The following is a 20,486-nucleotide window of genomic DNA, read 5'->3' as shown; positions in this document are numbered from 1 at the left end:
TTAGGCTTGGCCAAGCACTGGGTTGGCCATCAATGATGCATCGAAAGAAGGTTGTTCGCCTGCCGGCACGGCATGAAGGCGTACGTTGTGCCGCTCGCGCAGCGCCGTGGTGCAGGCGCACAGCTCGTTATGGGCATGCACAGCGTCCCAGCCCAGCGCCTCGGCTGCAATAGCCGCAATCTCGGCCAGGGCTGCGTCGGTGACCAGGCCGCGAATGGCCAGCAGCGTGCGGCGAATCACGAGATCGTCCAGGTGCACCACGCCGGTTTCAAGGCACAGGTACGACAGCTCGGCCGCCGAATAATCCGGCGCATGCGCGAGCGGCACATCACCCGACGCCGCAAGGCGCTGCGCCAGCGGCAGCGCCTTGGAGCCGTAGCGTGCCAGCAGGTTCAGCGCGCGCGCGCGGCCCATGCCGGAGGCCGCCATCATCTTCTCGATGAAACGGTCGGTCGCCGCTGCATCGGCGGGCAGTTCCGCACCGCCGCCAATGGGCAGCAGCTCGGTCGATGCGGTACGCGAGCGGCCGAGCAGCTGCAGCACTTCGTTGGTGGCTTCTTCGGCCAGCGAGCGAAAGGTGGTCCACTTGCCGCCGACCAGGCCGACGATGGCAATGTCGCGCGTCGCATTCGGCGGATCGACCACGACAGAATGGTCGCGCGAAATCTGGCCCGGCTTGTCCGCATCGGAGCGCGCAAGCGGCCGCACGCCCACGTAGGTGTAGACCACGTCGCCGCGGCCGAAGGCCATGTTGGGGAACACCTCGCGCAGCACATCGATCAGGTAGTCGACCTCCGCCGGCTCGGTGACGATCTGGTCCGGGTCTTCCACCGGGATGTCGGTGGAGCCCACCAGCACGCGGTCCAGGAACGGGTAGACGATGCACACGCGCCCATCCACCGCCTCGAAGTAGGCCATGCGGCCGTCGAGCGCGTCGCGCAGCGCCGGGTGGTCGAGCACCAGGTGCGAGCCCTTGGTGCCCATCACGCGCGGGCCGGCACCGCCGAGCACCGCCGCGCTGCGGTCGAGCCATGCACCGGTGGCGTTCACCACGGTGTCGGCCGTCACGCGCACGAGTGCGCCGGTGATCTCGTCGCGCAGCGTGAGGATGTTGCCCGCGCAGCCCATCACGCGGCAGTAGTTCGCGGCAGCGGAGCGCGGCTGGTCGCGGCAGGCATCGCCGATGAGCTCAAGGATGAGCCATTCGGGATGGCTGATCCATGCATCGAAGAAAGTGGCGGTCCAGCGGATGGCCGCGCGGAACAAACCGCGGTCGGCCGACGGCACGCGGCCGATGCGGTGCCCCGGCATCACGCGCTGGCGGCGTCCCAGCAGGTCGTAGAGCCGCAGGCCCAGCGCCACGGCCAGGAGCCCGCGTGTGCGCTGCGGCGGTGTGCGGCCGAAGAACTTGAGCGCGCTGCTCATCAGCCCGCCGAAGAAGTTGGCGAGCGGCACCACCGTCTTGAGCGGCCGCACCAGGTGCGGCGCATTGCGCAGCAGCAGGTTGCGTTCGCGCGTGGCTTCGGCCACCAATGAGAAGCTGCCGCTCTCCAGGTAGCGCAGGCCGCCGTGGATCATGCGTGAAGGCGCGCTGCTGGCGCCGGCGCCGAAGTCGCCCTTGTCGACGATCAGGCAATCGACGCGCTGCAGCGAAAGGTCGCGGAACACACCGACGCCGTTGATGCCGGCGCCCACGATCACGGTGGAGAAATGCCGCCCCGCCAGCGAGGCGGGACGCACGAAGGGCAATTGCCAGGCGCTCATTTCGCGCCTCCCGCAAGGTGGGTGAATACAGGTGACATGCTGTCGATCAGTTCGTTGAAACCGGCGTTGAAATCCGCATGGGCGCTGGCGTCCCGTGCATTGGGTTCGATCACTTCGCAGGGCGCGAGCAACGGGCTGCCCTGGGCTGCGTCGTCGAGGCCTTGCGACATGGCTGCGTAGATTGCGGCGCCGCGCGCGCCGGTCTCGTCGTCTGCGCAGCGCTCGACCGGGCGGCCAAGAAAGGCCGCCAGCAGGCGCACCAGGCGTGCATCGCCCGCGCCGCCGCCGAGCACCGTCGTCTCGCCGACTGCGAGGCCGGCCGCGGCAAGGCGCGCCGTGTGCCGCGCATGCAGTGCCGCAACGGAATCGACCACGGCACGCGCCATGTCGGCGCGTGTGTGATGGCTCTTGAGACCGACAAAGCCGGCGGTCACGCCACCGCCTCCGTTGACGAAGGGCACAAAGCGCAGGCCGCCGGCGCCGAGCGGCACCGTCATGGCCAGATCGACCACCGCGCGTGAATCGGGCAGTGCGAGCACGCCGGCCAGCCAGGCGATGTTGGCCATCGAGGAGGGGCTGTTCTCCATGTAGAGCCGCTCGTTGGTGCGGCCGAAATTCACGATGGCGGCGACGGGGGGTTTGGGCTCGAGCACCGGACCGATGACGGCATTGACGCACCATGTGCCGAACACCGACACCGAGTGGCCGCGCGCTTCCGCGCCAATCGCCGTCATGGAGGCGAGCAGGTCGATGGCGCCCATCGCCACCGGAATGCCCGCGGGCAACCCGCACAGCGCCGCCTCCGAAGGCCCCAGTTTTCCGATGACGGTGCCGCTCGGCACGATGGGGCCGAAGGCATGTGCGCCAAGCTCCGCAATGCCCGATGCATCGAAGGCCGCCTGCGACCAGTTGCCGGTGGCGAGCGACACCAGCCCGGCAGTGCTTGCATCGCTCGCGTCAGTGGCAATCTCGCCGGTGAGCAAAAAGCCGAGGTAGTCCTTGGCGAAAAGCAGGCGGCGCAGCTCACCGCGCTGCACGGCATCGGCGCCCAGCAACTCGGCGGCGATTACCGTCGGCTGCCCGGGCCAGGGGCTGCAGCCCACCTCTTCGAACAACTGCGCACCGTGGCTTGCCGCGAGGGCGCGCGCCCGGGCATCGGCACGCTGGTCGGTCGATGCAACGGCGCGGCCGCCCGCGAGCTGGTTGTCGGCATCGAGCGCATAGAGGCCGGCGCCGTGGCCGGTGCAGGCCATGGCGCGAACCTCGGCCGTGCGCGGGCCGAGCTGTTGGGCAACATCGCGCAGCACATGCGTCAGCGCGGCGCGGATGGCAGGTGCGCCCACCTCGCAGCCGCCGCCGGCCAGCCGGTCGTGCGGCAGGGGCATGCGGGACAACGCAACGGTGCGGCCGCTCGCAGCTTCGAGGGCCAGCGCCTTCAGGCTGCTCGAGCCCATGTCGACGCCGATCAATATGTTTGGCTTCATGTCATAACAGCTTCTGCGACTTGAAAGCGACTCGCCAGTAGCGTTTCCCCTAGTTATCGCGGCAAACAACCCGCGATTACATTCTACCTGTCATAACAACCGTCGTGACAACGAGGTCCCAAAGATCTGCTCTCCAAAGGCAGGTCGCAAGCTCTGCCAGTCAACGCGAGGAGACACAAGATGAGGCGAAATTTCCTGAAGTCCGCTGCGGCCGCCGGTATCGGCTTGGCCGGCACCAGCGCATTTGCGCAGTCCGCACCCACCACCGCCGCCACCGGATTGCGCGGCAACGCCAGCGACGTGTACGTGATGAACGTGATGGTGTCGGGCGTCGAATACTGGTTCCCGGTCTACGAGATGATGAAGCAGCTCGGCCGCACGCTGGGCGTGCGCACGCGCTACACCGGCACGCCCGAGTACGACGTGAACAAACAGCTGGCCTCGTTCGAGCAGGAACTCGCGCGCAAGCCCGCGGGCATCCTGCTGCACCCGATGAACCCCGATCCGTTCATCGAGCCGATCAACCGGGCGGTGGCCATGGGCATCCCGGTCGTGACCTTCGCGGCCGACTCGCCCAACTCCAAGCGCGCCTCCTTCGTCACCTCTGACAACGACCGCGAAGGCACGCAGGCGGCTGACGCGATTGCGGCGGCACTGGGCGGCAAGGGCGAATATGCGGTGCTCGAGAACCCCGGCCAGGACAACCACGACCGCCGCATCGCGGCCTTCATCAACCGCATGAAGACCAAGCACGCGGGCATGAAGCTGGTCGGCCGCGCCGCCAGCAACCAGGACCCGAGCAAGGCCTACCAGGCGGTGCTGAGCCTGGCGCAGGCCAACCCGAACCTCGGCGCACTGTTCATGCCCGAAGCCAACTCGGCGTTGGGTGCGGCGCAGGCCAAGATCGAATCGAAGAAGAACATCCGGGTGATGTGCTGCGACGTGAACGCCAAGATCCTCGACATGATCAAGGCCGGCGACGTGTTCGGTGCCATCAACCCGAACCAGGGCATGCAGGGCTACATGGGCATGATGATGCTGTTCCTGGCCAAGAACCCTTCGCTCATCGACCCGATGAACGACGCCAAGCGCAACGGCACCAATCCCATGTCGGTGCCGTTCCTGGACAACGGCCTCTCGGTGGTCAGCAAGGCCAACGCCGACGACTTCTACTGGGACAAGTACCTCGCACGCCGCGGCACCAAGGGAATCGGCGAATGAGCGCAGCGCCGGGCCGCCCCAAGCAAGGTCGCACCGCAGCGCATGGCGCGGAGGTTGCCGAGTGACCACGTTGCTCGAACTGCGCGGCATCAGCAAGCGCTTCGGCGCTTCGCGCGCGCTCTCGGGCGTGGACTTCTCGCTGCATGCGGGCGAGATCCACGCCCTGTGCGGCGAAAACGGCGCGGGCAAGTCGACGCTGATGAACATCATCGACGGCATCCACCGGCCCGACGAAGGCGACATCGTTCTCAACGGCGAGAAGGTGGTCATCGACGGCCCTGCGCATGCCATGCGCCTGGGCATCGGACTGGTGCACCAGGAGATCGCGCTGTGCGGCGACGCCACCGTGGCCGAGAACATCTTCATGCCCGAGATCAACGCGGGCAAGCAGGCGTGGATGAACTACGCCAGCCTGAACGCGCGTGCCGCCGAAGTGCTGGCGCGGCTCGGGCAGGACATCGACCCTGCCGCGCCGGTGAGCGAACTCAGCATTTCAAGCCAGCAGCTGGTGGAGATTGCCAAGGCGCTCACGCTGGACTGCAAGGTGCTGATCCTCGACGAACCCACGGCCGCGCTCACCGACAACGAATCGGCCGCGCTCTTTCGCGTGCTGCACGACCTGAAGGCCCAAGGCATCGGCATCATCTACATCAGCCACCGCATGGCTGAAATATTCACGCACTGCGACCGCGTCACCGTGCTGCGCGACGGGCGCAACGTGCATTGCGGCCCGCTGGCCGGGCTGACGGCCGACGAGCTGGTGCGCCGCATGGTGGGCCGCGAGCTCGGCAACTACTACCCGCCCAAGCAAGCCGGCGCCGAGCCCTCAGGCCCCGTGCTGGAGGTGGCCAACATCGGCGACCGCGAGCGCGTGCACGGCATCTCGTTTGCGCTGAAGCGCGGCGAGATCCTCGGCATTGCCGGGTTGATGGGTGCCGGGCGCAGCGAACTGGCCGAGACCGTGTGCGGCCTGCGCGCCGCCACGCAAGGCACGGTGCGCCTGAACGGCAAGGCGCTCGCCATCCGCAAGTACAGCGACGCGCTGCGCGAAGGCATTGCCTACCTCAGCGAAGACCGAAAGGCCGCGGGCGTGTACCTCGACCTGCCGATTGCGCAGAACATCTCTTCGATGGCGCTGCGGCGCGTGAGCTCCGCCTGGGGCCTGCTGCAGCGTTCGGCCGAGCACCGCCTGGCACGCGAGTTGGGCGCCAAGCTCAACCTCAAGTCGGACGGCGTGGCCATCGAGGTGTCGAGCCTTTCGGGCGGCAACCAGCAGAAGGTGGCCATTGCCAAGCTGCTGGCCACAAACCCTTCGGTGCTGCTGATGGACGAGCCCACGCGCGGCGTGGACGTGGGCGCGAAGTCCGAGATTCACCACATCCTGCGTGAGCTCGCGAACCAGGGCGTGGGCGTGATCGTGATTTCTTCGGAGCTGCCCGAGATCATCGGCCTGTGCGACCGGGCGCTGGTGATCCGCGATGGTCGATTGGCCGGCGAATTGAATTCCAACGAAATGACGGAGGAAGCCCTGTTGCGGCTCGCCTCCGGACTCTGCGAACAGGAGATGGCATGAACTATCCGGCACAACTCGATGCGGGCATCGCGCCCAGGCAGTCAGGAGGCGGGCCCGTGAAGCCTACCAACAAGCTCACGAGCATGCGCGAGATGGGCCTGCTACTGATCATCGCGGTGCTTTGCGTGGCAATGAGCTTCGCGTCGCCCTACTTCCTTACCTGGGAGAACGTGCGCGCGATGCTGCTGTCGTTCTCCATCGAGGGCATCGTGGTGGTCGGCATGACTATTCTGCTGATCGTCGGCGGCATCGATCTTTCGGTGGGCTCGGTGGTGTGCTTTGCGATGGTGGTCACGGGCAAGCTCTTCTTGATGGGCGTGGACCCGTGGATTGCGAGCCTGGTGGCCATCGGCGCGAGCGGACTCATCGGCGCAATGATCGGCGGCTGCGTCACGCGCATCGGGCTCAACCACTTCATCGCATCGCTGGCCTTCATGGTGATCGTGCGCGGGCTGTGCCTCGCGCTCACGCAGGGCACGCCGCAGTCGCTGTTCTCGCTGCCGGCCGAGTTCAAGTTCATCGGGCAGGGCACGCTGTTCGGCGTTCCCGCCGTCATCCTGATCTTTGTCGCCATCGTCGTCGTGAGCGACTTCGTGCTGCGCCGCTCGACCCTGCTGCGGCGCGTGTTTTACACCGGCAGCAACGAGAAGGCGGCGCTGTATTCGGGCATTCGCGTGGGCCGCGTGAAGTTCTGGGTCACGGTGCTGTGCGCCGCGTCGGCCGGCCTTGCCGGCGTGATCTACACGGCACGCTTCGGTGCGGCCACGCCCACCTTCGGCGTGGGCATGGAACTCAACGTGATTGCCGCGGCGGTGATCGGCGGGGCCAGCCTCAAGGGCGGCTCGGGCACGGTGCTGGGCGCGGTGCTCGGCCTGGCGCTGCTGTCGGTGGTGACCAGCTCGCTGATCCTGCTGGACGTTTCGCCCTACTGGCAGGACGTGATCAAGGGCCTGATCCTGCTCGCGGCCGTGACCATCGACCACCTGTTGAACACGAGAAAGAAGACCAGATGAAGAGCGAGATGAAGAAGACAACACTCGGCCCGTCGGGCATCGAATGCTCGGCCATTGGCCTGGGCACCTGGGCCATGGGCGGATGGATGTGGGGCGGCGGGGACAACGCGGCGGCCGTCGTCTCCATCCAGGCCTCGCTGGACGCGGGCGTGAACCTGATCGACACCGCGCCGGCCTACGGCCTCGGGCGCTCGGAAAGCATTGTGGGCACCGCGCTCAAGGGGCGCCGCCACGAAGCCGTCATCACGACCAAGTGCGGCTTGGTGTGGCACACGCAGAAGGGCACGCATTTCTTCGAGGAAGACGGCCACCCGGTGTACCGCTATCTTGGCCGCGATTCGATCTTCCATGAATGCGAAGAGAGCCTGAAGCGCCTGCAGACCGACTACATCGACCTCTACATCACGCACTGGCAGGACAGCACCACCCCCGTGGCCGAAACCATGGATGCGCTGCTCGACCTGAAGAAGCAGGGAAAGATCCGCGCCATTGGCGTGAGCAACGTGAGCCCCGAGACGCTCTCCGAATATCTTCGCCATGGCCCGGTCGATGCGGCGCAGGAGCGCTACAGCCTGATCGACCGCGAGATCGAAACCACGCTCGCGCCCTTGTGCAGCGAGCACAACGTGGCAGTGCTGGGCTACTCGTCGCTGGCACTCGGCCTGCTAGCCGGCCCGATCGATCCGGCACGCGAGTTCAAGGGTGACGACCAGCGTGCCACCAACCCGCGCTTCAGCGAAGCCAACCGTTCGAAGCTCAAGGCCTTCTTCGAAGAACTCGAGCCCGTGCGCGCAAGGCTCGGCTGCTCGTTCGGCCAGATGATGATCGCGTGGACCGTCGCGCGAGGCACCGTGGCCGTCGCGCTGTGCGGCGCACGCGTGCGCCAGCAGGCCATCGAGAACGCCGGTGCCGGCGCGGTCGAGCTGGGCGACGACGTGCTGCGGCAAATCGATGCCGCAGCCAAGCGACACCTCGGCGCACTCGCCTGACCTTCCCCCTTCTTTTTTCCGATCCCAACAAGGAGTTCTTTCCATGTCGAAAGACAAGACAGCGCGGCTCAACCGGCTGCTGACCAATGGCCGCTGCCTGGACATAGCCCTGGACCACGGCGTGTGCAACGAGCCTTCGTTCCTCGACGGCCTGGAGGACATGCCCCAGGTCATGGACAAGCTCCTGGCTGCCGGGCCCGACGCGATCCAGCTCAACTACGGGCAGTCCGACCTGCTGCAGGACCGCCCGGGCCGCAACAAGCCCGCGCTGGTGATGCGCATCGACATGGGCAACCCCTACAACGCCACGCTGCACCGCGTGATGTGGGCCCAGCTGCAGAACGAGCATGACCCGGTGCTGCCGGCTGTGCAGCGCGACGCGGCCTGCGTGGTGGTCAACCTCTTCATGCTGCCGAACGAGCCCGACCTGTTTCGCCAGTGCGTGCAGAACATCGCACGCGTGCGCGCCGACTGCGACCGCTACGGCATGCCGCTGATGATCGAGCCGCTGGTGATGCAGTCGCCCACGCCGGGCAGCCGCTACCAGGTCGACGGCGACGCCGAGAAGATCGTCACGCTGGTGCGCCTTGCGCGCGAGATGGGCGCCGACATCGTCAAGGCCGACCCGACCAGCGACCCCGCCGATTTCCACCGCGTGGTGCAGGCGGCGCGTTGCCCCGTGCTCGTGCGCGGCGGTGGGCGCGAAGACCTGCAGCAGGTGTTTGCGCGCTCGCGCGCACTGCTCGACCAGGGCGCCGTCGGCATGGTGTACGGGCGCAATGTGTACCAGCACGCCAACCCCTCGGCGGTGGTGAGTGCGCTGATGGCCATGATCCACCGCGGCGCCAGCGCCAAGGAGGCGTGGGCCCTCTACGAATCGAGCGGCGCCAAGTAAGACAAAGAGCGAGCGCCGGCGCAAGAAACCAAGAAGAAGTCAGCACGGCAGGCGATGCACCCGTCGCCCGCCGGGGTGCGTCCTGCGCGCGCACTGGAGAGGGTCGAGCAACGGGTTGCCCTGCGAACTTCTAACAATCTGGAGGCGACGATGAAGATCCGGTATTTCTTGATGGCGTTCCTGGCTCCGCTCGTCACATTGCTGACGCATGCGGCCATCACCGGGGTCAGCCCGATGACCACCCTCGACAACATGGGGACGGCCGTCGCCGAAGCCATGGCCGATCCGCTCCCGCTGCAGGGGCCGGGCCTCGGCAATCTCACCTACACATCGGCCGAGCTGTTCAAGCCGGTGTCGGTGATCACCAGTCCCAACCACCCGCTCGATCCGGCGCACAGCAGCGCCTACGAGTCGCGCGAGGTGCCCGCCACGTACCCGGGCCGCAAGGACTACGGCATGAACGCGGGCATCATGATCAACGGCTACTTTCTCACCTCGTTCGCGCCGGACAGCGGCCTGGGCCCGGGCGGCTTTTTGCTGTACGACGTGTCGAACCCGCGCCAGATCCAGCTCGTCAAGAAGATCTACGAGCCCGATGACGCGACAGGTGGTCGCACCAAGGAGTTCCGCGAAACGCACTCCTTCGGCACCGCGAAGATCGGCGGCAAGACGTACGTGGTGCTGCCCAGCATCAACGGTGTCGAGTTCTGGGACTTCACCGACATCAACGACATCAAGCAGGTGAAGAAGCTGGCGCTGCCCGGCGTCAACTCCGGCGACTACGAGAACGTCGCCTGGCAGCTCTGGTGGCAGGCGCCCTACCTGTACGTGGCCTCCGCGGGACGCGGCATGTTCATCGTCGACGCCACCGACCCCGCAAACGCCGTGGTTGCGAACCGCGGCGCGGGCAAGCCCAACCCGGTGCCCACGGGCGAGCTCGGCAATTTCCGGATCGGCCCGATCTTCACCATGGGCAACCACATGGTGCTGACCGCGATGGAAAGCAACGGCGGGTTCGCGAGCCTGGACATCTCCGACCCGCTCAACCCCAAGGTGCTCGATTCCATCGTGGGCACCACGCCGTTCTACTACGCCACCTGCTTCGACGGCAAAAGCCTGCACGTCTCGACGCGCGGCGGCGGCGCCAAGATGTACAGCTACGACCTGGGCGACCGCTCGCGCTTCGTGGCCGAGGACAACCGGCTGGTCATCGACGAGCAGCTGTACTGCGCCACGCAGGACAATTACGTGATCCAGGGCGCGCAAACCCGCATCCACAAGGTCGACGTGAGCAACCCGCTGAACCACGTCGAGGTGGGCCGCGGCAGCATCCTGCGCGAAGATGACCCGAACTTCTCGCATTCGGACAACGGCCAGGTCGCGATGTTCGGCAACCTCGTCTTCGTGGGCAATGACCACGGCTCGGGCAGCGGCTTCATCGTGCATGCGGTGGACCCCGACATCACCAAGCCTGAAGTGAAACAGGTGTCACCCGCCAACGGCGCGAAGCAGCAGGCGCTCACCTCGCGCATCGGCGTCGGCATGACCGACAGCATCCGCCCCGAGAGCGTCAATGCCAACACCTTCGTCGTGCGCGCGGTGGGCGGCAACACGCTCGCGGGCACCTACAGCGTGCAGCTGGGCATCATCAACTTCCATCCCGAGCAGCCTCTGCAGCCGGGCACCAGCTATGAAGTGTTCCTGCCCGCCAACGGCGTGAAGGACTATGCGGGCAACGCCATCGGCGCCGACTTCAAGTCGGTTTTCAACACCGGCAACGCGACCGACATCAACCTGCAGCACTACTGGACGCTGGCGGGCAACCTCTCCGACCAGATCGGCAGCAACAACGGCACGCCGGCCTCGGGCGACGCGTTCGAGAGCATCGGCATGAACTTTGCGGCGCGCACCGCCGGCGTGCCGCTGAAGAACGACACCGTGGCCACGGTGCTCGGCGGCACCGCCTCGCTGAGCTTCTACATGAAGACCACGCAGGCCGGCAGTGCCAACCCATGGACCGCGCCCGGCATCTTCGGGCGCGACCAGGCCAACGGCGCGGACGACGTGTTCTGGGGCTGGATCGACGGCAGCGGCTTCATGAATCTCTCGGTGGCCAACAAGGCCACCAACAACCCGGGCACACGTTCGCAGGCGGCCGTGAACGACGGCAATTGGCACCACGTGGTGATGACCCGCGACGCGGCCTCGGGCGCGCAGACCATGTACGTGGACGGCGTGAAGACCAGTTCCACCGGCCTCACCGGCACCAAGGGGCTGGCGAACAAGTTCCAGGTCATGGGCCAGATCCAGGGCAACACCGATCTGTTCAAGGGCACGCTGGCGGAAGTGCGCGTGTACAGCCGCGTGCTCACCGACGGCGAAGTGGCCACGCTGCGCGGCCAGGCCGTCATCGGCGACCCGGGCATCGGCGGCGGGCCGAAGATCGTCAACGGCCAGTTGGTGTTCGACCCCGCCACGCTCGGCAGCAGCGGCGCGCAGTTCCGCTGGAACTTCGGCGACGGCACGCAGACGGCCTATTCCACCCAGCCGCGCTATACCTACACGTACACGCGGCCGGGCCACTACACCGTGACGCTGACGGTCCGCGACGCGAGCGGGCGCGAGACCTTCTACACCTACAACCTCACGGTGATCGTCCCGACCACGCCGCGGGCGCCCACGCACACCACCAACATCGCGGGCGATGCGAATTCGGTCTACTCGGTCAACCCCGACAGCGGCACGGTCGCCGCCATCGACGCACAGACCCTGGCCAAGCGCTGGGAAGTGCGCGTGGGCGACGAGCCGAAAACGCTGGCCGTGGGCCCCGATGGGCGCATCTGGGTCACGGTGCAGGGCGAGGACAAGCTGGTGGCGCTCAGCGCGGCCGACGGCAGCCTCTCGGCGACCGTGCCGCTGGCCTACGGCAGCGGCCCCTACGGCGTGGCCTTCACCCCCGACGGCGCGAAGGGCCTGCTGACCCTGGAGAGCAAGTCGGTGCTGATGAGCTTCGAACCGAGCAACGGCGCCACCACCGGGGCGGTTGCGCTCGCGGGGAATCTGCGAGGAATAGCAGTAAGTTCAGACGCACAGGTGGCGTATGTCACTCGCTTCAAGTCGCAGATGACCGGCGGCCAGCTGCACAAGGTGAACCTGCAGAGCATGAGCGCCATGAGCACCATTGCGCTGCCGGTGGACACCACCACCGTGGACACCGAGAGCCGCGCGCGCGGCGTGGCCAACTACCTGAGCCAGGTGGTGATCTCGCCCGACGGCCGGCGCGCGGTGCTGCCCTCGAAGAAGGACAACATCGTGCGCGGCAAGTTCAGGGACGGCAACAACCTGCTGCACGACCAGACGGTGCGCTCCATCCTCTCGCAGGTCAACCTGCAGACCGCCGCGGAAGTGTTCGACGAGCAGATCGACTTCGATGACCGCGCGCCCGCGCGCGCCGCGCTGTTTTCTCCCTCGGGCGACTACCTGTTCGTGGCGCAGATGGAAGGCAACCGCGTGGCGATCGTCGACCCCTACAGCCGCGCGGTTCGCGGCGAGATCAACGCCAGCAGCGCGCCGCACGGCCTGTACCTGGATGCGGCACGCAAGCGGCTGTTCGTCAACAACTTCCTGGCGCGCTCGGTGTCGGTGCACGACGTGGCCCTGGTGCTGAGTTCGGAGAGCAATGCCGCGACCTTCCTGCAGAACGTGTCGACGGTGGCGCAGGAGCCCATGGCGGCCGCGGCCTTGCGCGGCAAGCAGGTGTTCTACAACGCCTCCGACCGGCGCATGAGCAAGGACAACTACATCTCGTGCGCAAGCTGCCATGCCGATGGCGGCGACGACGGCATGGTGTGGGACTTCACGCAGCGCGGTGAAGGTCTTCGACGCACCATCAGCCTCATGGGCAAGCGCGGCGCCGGCCACGGCAAGATGCACTGGACCGCCAACTTCGACGAGGTGCAGGACTTCGAGAACGACATCCGCAACGAATTCGGCGGAACGGGCTTCCTGAGCAATGCCGACTTCGCGGCCACCTCCGATCCGTTGGGCGCGCCCAAGGCCGGCAAGAACGCGCAGCTGGACGACCTTGCGGCCTACCTGGGTTCGCTGAACAAGTACATGCGCAGCCCGGCGCGTGCGGCGGACGGCAGCCTGAGCGTGGAGGCGGCGCGAGGCCAGACGGTGTTCAACACGGCGCAGTGCGCCACCTGCCACACCGGAGGCACCTTCCGCGACGGCCTCAGGCACGACGTGGGCACGATCCAGCTCTCCTCCGGCAAGGGCATCAACCAGCCGCTGGCGGGCCTGGGCTTCGACACGCCCACGCTCTCGGGCACCTGGAATACCACGGCCTTCTTCCACAACGGGCAGGCGGCCACCTTGCAGGACGTGTTGAGCGGCGGCCACGGCAACGCGTCGAGCTTGCCGGCAAATGATGTGGTCGCGCTGCGCGAGTACGTGCGATCGCTGGACACGGCCCCGGCCGTGGTCACGCGCCTGCGCTCGGACCTGAACCCCACGATGTGCGTGAACATCAAGGGTGCGCTCACCACCAGCGGCACAACGGCGGTGCAATGGCCCTGCGGCAACGCGGGCAACGAGAAGTTCACGGTGAACAGCATCACCGGGGGCTACGTGCAGTTCGTGGCCGAACACAGCGGCCTGTGCCTGGCGCAGAACGGTACGGCGACCACCAACGCGCCGGTGGTGCAGGTGGCCTGCTCGGCCGGCAACACGGCGCAGTGGAGCCTGGTGGGCGGAAGCATCAAGAACCGCGCCTCGGGCTCGTGCCTGGACGTGCCGAACGCTTCCACGGCGCAAGACACCGCGCTCATCACCTGGACCTGCAACGGCGGCACGAACCAGAGCTGGACCCAGCTGCCCTGACGCGCTGACGCTCCCTTGAAAAAGCCGGCCGCCCTTCGCGGCCGGCTTTTTTTCGTCCTGCCGATGACCTCTGACGTCATGGACCGCACGCACCCGCTTTGAGAAAGTACCTCCATCGATCAACCAACCAGGAGAAAACACCATGACCGGCTTCAACATCCTTCCGCTCGCAGTGGCCCTGCTGATCGGCATCGCGGCGCTCGGCTCCTGCCTGGGCATTGCCCTCGTCGGTCAGAAGTTTCTCGAAAGCACCGCGCGCCAGCCCGAGATGATCGACGCGCTGCAGACCAAGTTCTTCCTGGTGGCCGGCGTGACCGACGGCGCGTTCATCATCGCCACCGGCATCGGCCTGTGGTTTGCCACGGCCAGCCCCTTCGGCTGAGGCGATCCGCGCACCAGGAAGTGACACGATTCACTGGCACCATTCGTGCTAGCACCGTTGACACCGAATTGTTTATGGTTAAAGTATTTAGCTATCAACGGTTCGATGTTCCTGGCACCGCATGGCGCGGTGCCGGTGCATCGTTTCACCCTTCCTTTGCCCGGAGAACCCATGAGCCACCCGTCCCCGAAGTTGCCCGCGCTGCCGCGCACCCTGCTTTCGCTGCTGCTCTGCGGTGCAGCCCTTGGCGGTGCGGCATCCGCCATGGCCGCGCCCGTCAAGGTGGGCCTGGCGCTCGACATCTCGGGCCCGTTCGCGGCGCTGGGCGCCGAAGCGCGCGACGGCTTTGCGCTCGGCATCAAGCAGCTGGGCGGCAAGCTCGGCGGGCAGGACGTGGAGTTTGTGCAAGCCGACATGGCCGGCAGCCCCGACCAGGCCAAGCAGCTGGTCGACCGCATGATCCAGCGCGACAAGATCGATATTTTCAGCGGCCCCATCGGCTCGAACGTGGCGCTGGCCGTCGGCCCGACGCTGTTCAACGCCAAGGTGCCGTACCTTTCGGCCAACGCCGGCCCCAGCCAGTTTGCGGGCGCCCAGTGCAATGCGTACTTCTTCGGCACGGCATACCAGAACGACCAGTTCCATGAGGCCGCCGGCAAGTTCGCACAGGACCGCGGCTTCAAGAAGACCGTGCTGATCGCTCCCAACTATCCCGCCGGCAAAGATGCACTCGGCGGCTTCAAGCGCCAGTTCAAGGGCCAGGTGGCCGACGAGCTCTACACCAAGCTCGGCCAGATCGACTATGCCGCCGAGCTCGCGCAGCTGCGCGCGGCCAAGCCCGACTCGATCTACTTCTTCCTGCCCGGCGCAATGGGCATCAACTTCATCAAGCAGTTCGTGGGCGCGGGCCTCTCGAAGGACATCACGCTCGTGACCAGCGGCTTCTCGGCCGACGAAGACGTGATCGGCGCCGTGGGCGAGCCAATGCTCGGCCTGTTCAACACCTCGCACTGGGCGCACGACCTGGACAATGCCGCCAACAAGGCTTTCGTGGCCGCCTTCCGCAAGGAGTACAACGGCCGCTATCCGTCGGTGTACGCGGCGCAGGCGTATGACGCCATTCTTGCGATGGACGCTGCCGTGAAGCAGGCCGGCGGCAACGCGCAAAACCGCGAAGCCGTGGTGGCGGCTCTCAAGAAGGCCAACTACGCCTCGACGCGCGGCAACTTCAAGTATGCGAACAATCACTTTCCGATCGAGAACTTCTATCTGCGCGTGATCGGCAAGGATGCACAGGGCAAGGTCACGAACAAGCTGATCAACACGGTCCTGACCAACTACGGCGACTCGTACGCCGACAAGTGCCCCCTCAAGTGAGCGGCATCCTCGTTCTCGAGCAGCTGCTCAATGGCCTCGGCTATGGGCTGATGCTGTTCCTGCTGGCGGCGGGACTCACGCTGGTGTTCGGCATCATGGACGTGCTGAACCTGGCGCACGGCTCGCTCTTCATGTCGGGCGCCTACGTGGCGGCCGAGGCGCACACGCGCACCGGTTCGTTCACCGCGGCCATCGTCATTGCGGTGGCCGTGACGGTGGTGGTGGCGCTGCTGCTCGAAGTGCTGCTGATGCGGCGCCTCTACACGCGTGACCACCTGGCGCAGGTGCTCGCCACCTTCGGCGTCATCCTGGTGGCGGACGACATCGTCAAGATGGCTTGGGGCCCTTCGCCGGTGATGGCTTCGACGCCGGCCGCCCTCTCCGGGCCTATCGAGCTGGTGGACGGCCTGCCCTACCCGGCGTACCGCCTCGTGATCCTGGCCGGCGGGCTGCTGGTGGCGCTTGCGCTCTACCTGCTGGTCAACCACACGCGCATCGGCATGCGGGTGCGCGCGGGCGCTTCGGACCGGCCGATGGCCGAGCTGATGGGCGTGCGCGTGGGCCGCATCTTCAACGGCGTGTTCCTGCTCGGCGCGGCGCTGGCTGCACTGGCCGGCGCGCTGATGGGGCCCATCGTCGCGGTGCAGGTGGGCATGGGCGAAGCCATCCTGATTCCGGCGCTGGTGGTGCTGGTGATCGGCGGCATCGGCTCGGTGCGCGGCGCCTTCGTGGCCGCGCTGCTGGTGGGCGTGGTCGACACCATCGGCCGCGCGTTCGTGCCGATGCTGCTGCGTGCCACGCTGCCACCGGCCACGGCCGCCGACCTGGGCCCACTGTTCGCCGAAGTCGCGATGTACGCGCTGATGGTGGTCGTCCTCATCTTCCGGCCCTCCGGCCTTTTCTCCGCACGGTCGTGACATGAAGTCTTCCTCGCGCTATATCGGGCTCGGGCTGCTCTTTGTGCTGCTCGCAGCGTTTCCGCTGGTCGCACCGCTGCTCGGGCTCGACTTCTACATCGGCTTCGTGCGGCGCGTGCTCGTGGTGGCGCTGGCCGCCGCGAGCCTCAATTTCATCCTCGGCTTCGGCGGCATGGTGGCGCTCGGGCATGCGGGCTTCATCGGCATGGGCGCGTACACGGTGGTGGCGCTCAGCGATGCGGGCGTGATGTCGGCATGGGTGATGTGGCCGCTGGCCGCGCTGGTCGCCGGCTTGGTTGCGGCGCTGATCGGCACGGTGGCGCTGCGCACGCGCGGCGTGTACTTCATCATGACCACGCTGGCGTTTGCGCAGATGCTCTACTTCGTGGTGGTGTCGCTGCGGCGCTATGGCGGCGACGACGGCTACACGCTGATGAGCCGGCCGACGTTGTTGCCCGGGCTCGACCTGGGCAACGAGTCGAACTTCTATTGGGTGGTGCTGGTGATTGTGACGCTGGCGCTCTGGTGGCTGCAGCGCGCAACGCAGTCGCGCTTCGGCCATGCGCTCATGGGCATTCGCGACAACGAGACGCGCATGCGGGCACTGGGTTACCCGGTGTTCCGGCTGCAGCTCGTGGCCTTCACGATTGCCGGCGCCATTGCGGGGCTGGCGGGCGCGCTGCTTGCAGGCGGCAACGGGTTCGTGAGCCCGGCGACGATGCACTGGACGCAATCGGCCACGCTGCTTGTGATGGTCGTCATCGGCGGGCTGGGGCGCAGCTGGGGCGGGCCGGTGGGCGCCATCGTGTGGCTGCTGCTTGAAGAGTTCTTGAAGCAGCACACCGAGCACTGGCACATGCCGCTCGGGTTGCTGTTGGTTGCTGTTGCGTTGTGGGCGCCAAAAGGGCTTGCTGCACTCTACAAGCGCCGCCTGCCCCTCACCCCGGCCCTCTCCCCAGAGGGGCGAGGGAGCAAGACATGAGCCTTTTCAGAATCGAAGGGTTGGTCAAGCGCTTTGGCGGCTTGCTCGCAACCGACCATGTGAACCTGACCGTGGAGCGCGGCGAAGTGCATGCGCTCATCGGGCCGAACGGTGCGGGCAAGACCACGCTGGTCAACCTGATCACCGGGCTGCTCAAGGCCGATGCCGGGCGCATCCTGCTGGACGAGAAGGACATCACAGGCTTCAAGGACCACCAGCGCGTGGCGGCCGGCATGTCGCGCTGCTTTCAGGTAACGCGCGTGTTTGCCAAGGAAACGGTGCACGACAACCTCATGCTCGCGGCGCAGGCCCATGCGGGCAGCAGCCTGCGCTTCATGGCACCGCGTGCGAACGAGCGCGCCCTGGTGGAGCGTGCCGTGGCACTGGCCGAACGCGTCGGCCTGGGCGCCGAACGCCACCGCATCGCGGGCACCCTGCCGCACGGCGCGCAGCGCGCGCTCGATGTGGCGCTGGCGCTTGCCGCCGAGCCCAAGCTGCTGCTGCTCGACGAGCCGATGGCCGGCATGGGGCCTGACGAATCGGCGCGCATGGTGGAGCTGATCGAATCGCTGCGCGAGTCGATGGCCATCCTCTTGATCGAGCACGACATGGACGCAGTGTTCCGCCTGGCCGACCGGCTCACGGTGCTGGTGCAAGGGCGCGTGCTGATGAGCGGCACGGCCGACGAAGTGCGCGGGCACCCCGACGTGCAGGCGGTGTATCTCGGTACGGAAGCAGAGGGCCACGCATGAACGCGACCACCACATTGCTCGACGCGAAATCCGTCGAGGCGGGCTACGGCGCGAGTCAGGTGCTGTTCGGCATCGACCTGAAGATCGGCGCCGGCGAAGTGCTCGCGCTGCTCGGCCGCAACGGCATGGGCAAGAGCACGCTGCTGAAGGTGCTGACCGGCACGCTCGCGCCGATGCGCGGCAGCGTGCACTTCGGCGGCGATGCCATCGGCGGCCACAAGCCGGATGCCATCGCGCGGCGCGGCGTGGCCATCGTGCCCGAGGGGCGGCATGTGTTTCCGAACCTCAGCGTCGACGAGCACCTGCGCGCCTTCGCACGCCCCCGGCCGGGCAGCGCGCCGCGATGGACGGTCGATGCGCTGTACGCCCTGTTTCCGCGTCTCGCGGAACGCAAGGCCAATGCGGGCAACCAGCTTTCGGGCGGCGAGCAGCAGATGCTGGCGATTGCGCGTGCGCTCTCCACGCATCCGCGCCTGTTGATCCTCGACGAGGCTACCGAGGGCCTGGCACCTGTCATCCGCGAGGAGATCTGGCATTGCATCGCCACGCTCAAGGCAGAGGGTGAGGCGATCCTGGTGGTCGACAAGTACGTGCAGCGCCTGCTGCCGCTGGCCGACCGCCATGTGATCCTGGAACGCGGGCGCGTGGTGTGGCAGGGCGACTCGGCCGCACTCGACGCCGACCGTTCGCTCTGGACGCGCTACCTGGGCGTGTAGATTTCGGTTCGCTACAGCGGACGGCACGCCAGGAAGTTGGCCCACGTCACGTTGCCGCGGCCGATCCACTGGCTGCTCCACTGCGTGTGCAGGCCCGCTGCTGCAAGCGTCTCGGCGAACCGGTCCTTCGCCCAGTACACGGTCTGGTAGTCGCCATTCGTCTCGCCTTCGCCGATGCGCATGGCCACCAGGAAGACGCCGCCGGGCTCGAGTGCGTTGAACACCTTGCGCAGGACCGGCGCGATCTGCGCGCGATCGACATGGATCAGAACGCACATCGCGAGGACTGCGCTATACGGCCCGCCCAGCGCATCCGTGACGACATTGAGCAGCTCGCCCTTCTTGCCGCGCTCCGCCTGCAGGTCGAGAAACGCCTGGACCGCATCGGTGCGCCTGACGACACCGCCCAGCGCCTCGACGAAGTCGGCGTCCTGCCCCGATCCGGAACCGATCTCGAGCACGGTGCCGCCGGCGGGCACGAGCTGCATCATGCGGCGCAGCGCATCCTCGATCTCGGGCGGCCGATGGCCCGCCACGATCGCGTTGTACTCGCGGGCCGCCCCTTCGTAGGACTCGATGGTGCGGCGCATGTTCTTCAGCGCAGGGTCGGGAATGTTCATGGGAGCCTTTCCAGTTTTTGAGGAAAGTTACCTACCTAAGCGCTCCACACTACACGGAGCGCGTGATGCCGCCATCCACGCGCAGGTTCTGGCCGGTGATGTAGCCCGCGCCTTCCGATGCGAGAAAGCCGATGACCGCAGCAATCTCGCTGCTCTTGCCGTAGCGGCCCATTGGAATGCGCGAGCGGAACTCGGGCTTCTCGGGCAAGCTGTCGATGAAGCCCGGAAGCACGTTGTTCATGCGAACATTCTGTGCGGCGTATTTGTCGGCAAATAGCTTGGTAAAGGCTGCGAGTCCTGCGCGGAACACGCCCGAGGTCGGAAACACCGGGTCGGGCTCGAATGCGGCAAAGGTCGAAATGTTGATGATGGTGCCGCCGCCCTGCTTCACCATGAGCGGCGCCACAAGGCGGCTCGGGCGCACGGCGCTCAGCAGATACACGTCCATGCCGCGGTGCCAGTCTTCATCGGTAATGTCGAGAATGGGTGCGCGGGGACCGTGGCCGGCGCTGTTGACCAGCACATCGACGCGCCCCCATTCTTCAGTGACCTTGTCGACCAATCGCTTCAGGTCGTCGTTCGACTGGTTGGAGCCAGTCACGCCAATGCCACCAAGCTCTGCGGCGAGCGCCTCGCCCTTTCCCGATGACGAGAGGATGGCGACGCGAAAGCCGTCGTCGGCAAGTTTGCGTGCTGCGGCGGCGCCCATGCCGCTGCCGCCGGCGGTGACTATGGCTACTTTTTTGGGTGCTTCGGGAGACATGCTGGGTCCTTGGTTTGCTTTGTGTGAGAGGCGTATTTAGCCAAGGATTTGGGGCGCGTGTACAGGCTGGGTACTTTTGTTCAGGGCGTGTGCAAAGGCCACCGGGTACTCCCCTCCGCGAATGTCCCCCGCCTTCGGCTCCTCCTTTATTTCG

Annotated in this window: 16 protein-coding genes; 12 read left to right on the top strand and 4 right to left on the bottom strand. The window is 66.7% G+C overall.

What is annotated here, in order from left to right:
- Entirely contained in the window at positions 1 to 1,764 is a 1,764-nt protein-coding gene (locus V9K97_RS07870) for a glycerol-3-phosphate dehydrogenase/oxidase (protein WP_337317380.1), read from the bottom strand.
- The gene (locus V9K97_RS07865; RefSeq protein WP_337317378.1) at positions 1,761 to 3,248 is read right to left on the bottom strand and encodes an FGGY family carbohydrate kinase; all 1,488 of its coding nucleotides are present in this window, start codon (positions 3,246 to 3,248) and stop codon (positions 1,761 to 1,763) included. The genes V9K97_RS07870 and V9K97_RS07865 overlap by 4 nt, the downstream gene beginning before the upstream one ends.
- Before the next feature lie 180 nt (positions 3,249 to 3,428).
- Here V9K97_RS07865 and V9K97_RS07860 point away from each other — a divergent pair, with 180 nt between their 5' ends.
- The 12 genes from V9K97_RS07860 (at position 3,429) to V9K97_RS07805 (ending at position 18,949) form a co-directional block, all read left to right on the top strand.
- A complete protein-coding gene (locus tag V9K97_RS07860) occupies positions 3,429 to 4,469 on the top strand; it encodes a substrate-binding domain-containing protein (protein ID WP_337317377.1) in 1,041 nt (346 codons plus the stop codon).
- 61 nt (positions 4,470 to 4,530) lie between these two features.
- Positions 4,531 to 6,042, top strand: a complete 1,512-nt coding sequence (locus V9K97_RS07855; protein WP_337317375.1) for a sugar ABC transporter ATP-binding protein — start codon at positions 4,531 to 4,533, stop codon at positions 6,040 to 6,042.
- Complete coding sequence (locus tag V9K97_RS07850) at positions 6,039 to 7,055, top strand: ABC transporter permease (protein WP_337317374.1); 1,017 nt, start codon at positions 6,039 to 6,041, stop codon at positions 7,053 to 7,055. The genes V9K97_RS07855 and V9K97_RS07850 overlap by 4 nt, the downstream gene beginning before the upstream one ends.
- Positions 7,056 to 7,063: 8 nt before the next feature.
- Positions 7,064 to 8,044, top strand: a complete 981-nt coding sequence (locus V9K97_RS07845) for an aldo/keto reductase (RefSeq protein WP_337317372.1) — start codon at positions 7,064 to 7,066, stop codon at positions 8,042 to 8,044.
- 43 nt (positions 8,045 to 8,087) lie between these two features.
- Positions 8,088 to 8,939: a class I fructose-bisphosphate aldolase gene (locus tag V9K97_RS07840; protein WP_337317370.1), complete on the top strand. Its 852-nt coding sequence runs from the start codon at positions 8,088 to 8,090 to the stop codon at positions 8,937 to 8,939.
- A 150-nt stretch (positions 8,940 to 9,089) separates the two neighbouring features.
- Positions 9,090 to 13,823, top strand: a complete 4,734-nt coding sequence (locus tag V9K97_RS07835) for a LamG-like jellyroll fold domain-containing protein (protein WP_337317368.1) — start codon at positions 9,090 to 9,092, stop codon at positions 13,821 to 13,823.
- Between the two features lie 142 nt (positions 13,824 to 13,965).
- A complete protein-coding gene (atpE, locus tag V9K97_RS07830) occupies positions 13,966 to 14,205 on the top strand; it encodes a F0F1 ATP synthase subunit C (protein WP_337296532.1) in 240 nt (79 codons plus the stop codon).
- A 171-nt stretch (positions 14,206 to 14,376) separates the two neighbouring features.
- The gene (locus tag V9K97_RS07825; protein WP_258503586.1) at positions 14,377 to 15,582 is read left to right on the top strand and encodes an ABC transporter substrate-binding protein; all 1,206 of its coding nucleotides are present in this window, start codon (positions 14,377 to 14,379) and stop codon (positions 15,580 to 15,582) included.
- Positions 15,579 to 16,499 carry a branched-chain amino acid ABC transporter permease gene (locus V9K97_RS07820; RefSeq protein WP_337296533.1) on the top strand — a complete coding sequence of 307 codons (921 nt, stop codon included), beginning with the start codon at positions 15,579 to 15,581 and terminating at the stop codon, positions 16,497 to 16,499. Before V9K97_RS07825 ends, V9K97_RS07820 begins: the two co-directional genes overlap by 4 nt.
- 1 nt (position 16,500) lies before the next feature.
- Positions 16,501 to 17,481: a branched-chain amino acid ABC transporter permease gene (locus V9K97_RS07815; protein ID WP_337317366.1), complete on the top strand. Its 981-nt coding sequence runs from the start codon at positions 16,501 to 16,503 to the stop codon at positions 17,479 to 17,481.
- Positions 17,478 to 18,233 (top strand): ABC transporter ATP-binding protein, encoded by a 756-nt coding sequence (locus V9K97_RS07810; protein ID WP_337317364.1) that lies wholly within the window; start codon positions 17,478 to 17,480, stop codon positions 18,231 to 18,233. Before V9K97_RS07815 ends, V9K97_RS07810 begins: the two co-directional genes overlap by 4 nt.
- Positions 18,230 to 18,949, top strand: coding sequence for an ABC transporter ATP-binding protein (locus V9K97_RS07805; protein ID WP_337317362.1), 720 nt, complete (start codon positions 18,230 to 18,232; stop codon positions 18,947 to 18,949). The genes V9K97_RS07810 and V9K97_RS07805 overlap by 4 nt, the downstream gene beginning before the upstream one ends.
- A gap of 11 nt (positions 18,950 to 18,960) precedes the next feature.
- On the opposite strand, the gene V9K97_RS07800 is transcribed toward V9K97_RS07805, so the two are convergent.
- Complete coding sequence (locus V9K97_RS07800; RefSeq protein ID WP_337317360.1) at positions 18,961 to 19,569, bottom strand: class I SAM-dependent methyltransferase; 609 nt, start codon at positions 19,567 to 19,569, stop codon at positions 18,961 to 18,963.
- A 49-nt stretch (positions 19,570 to 19,618) separates the two neighbouring features.
- Positions 19,619 to 20,332 (bottom strand): SDR family oxidoreductase, encoded by a 714-nt coding sequence (locus tag V9K97_RS07795; protein WP_337317358.1) that lies wholly within the window; start codon positions 20,330 to 20,332, stop codon positions 19,619 to 19,621.
- Between the last annotated feature and the right edge of the window lie 154 nt (positions 20,333 to 20,486).

It is taken from the genome of Variovorax sp. CCNWLW186 (genome assembly GCF_037203865.1).
Lineage (GTDB): Bacteria > Pseudomonadota > Gammaproteobacteria > Burkholderiales > Burkholderiaceae_C > Variovorax.
Note: the sequence above shows the minus strand (reverse complement) of the source record. Positions and strands in the feature narration are given on the sequence as shown.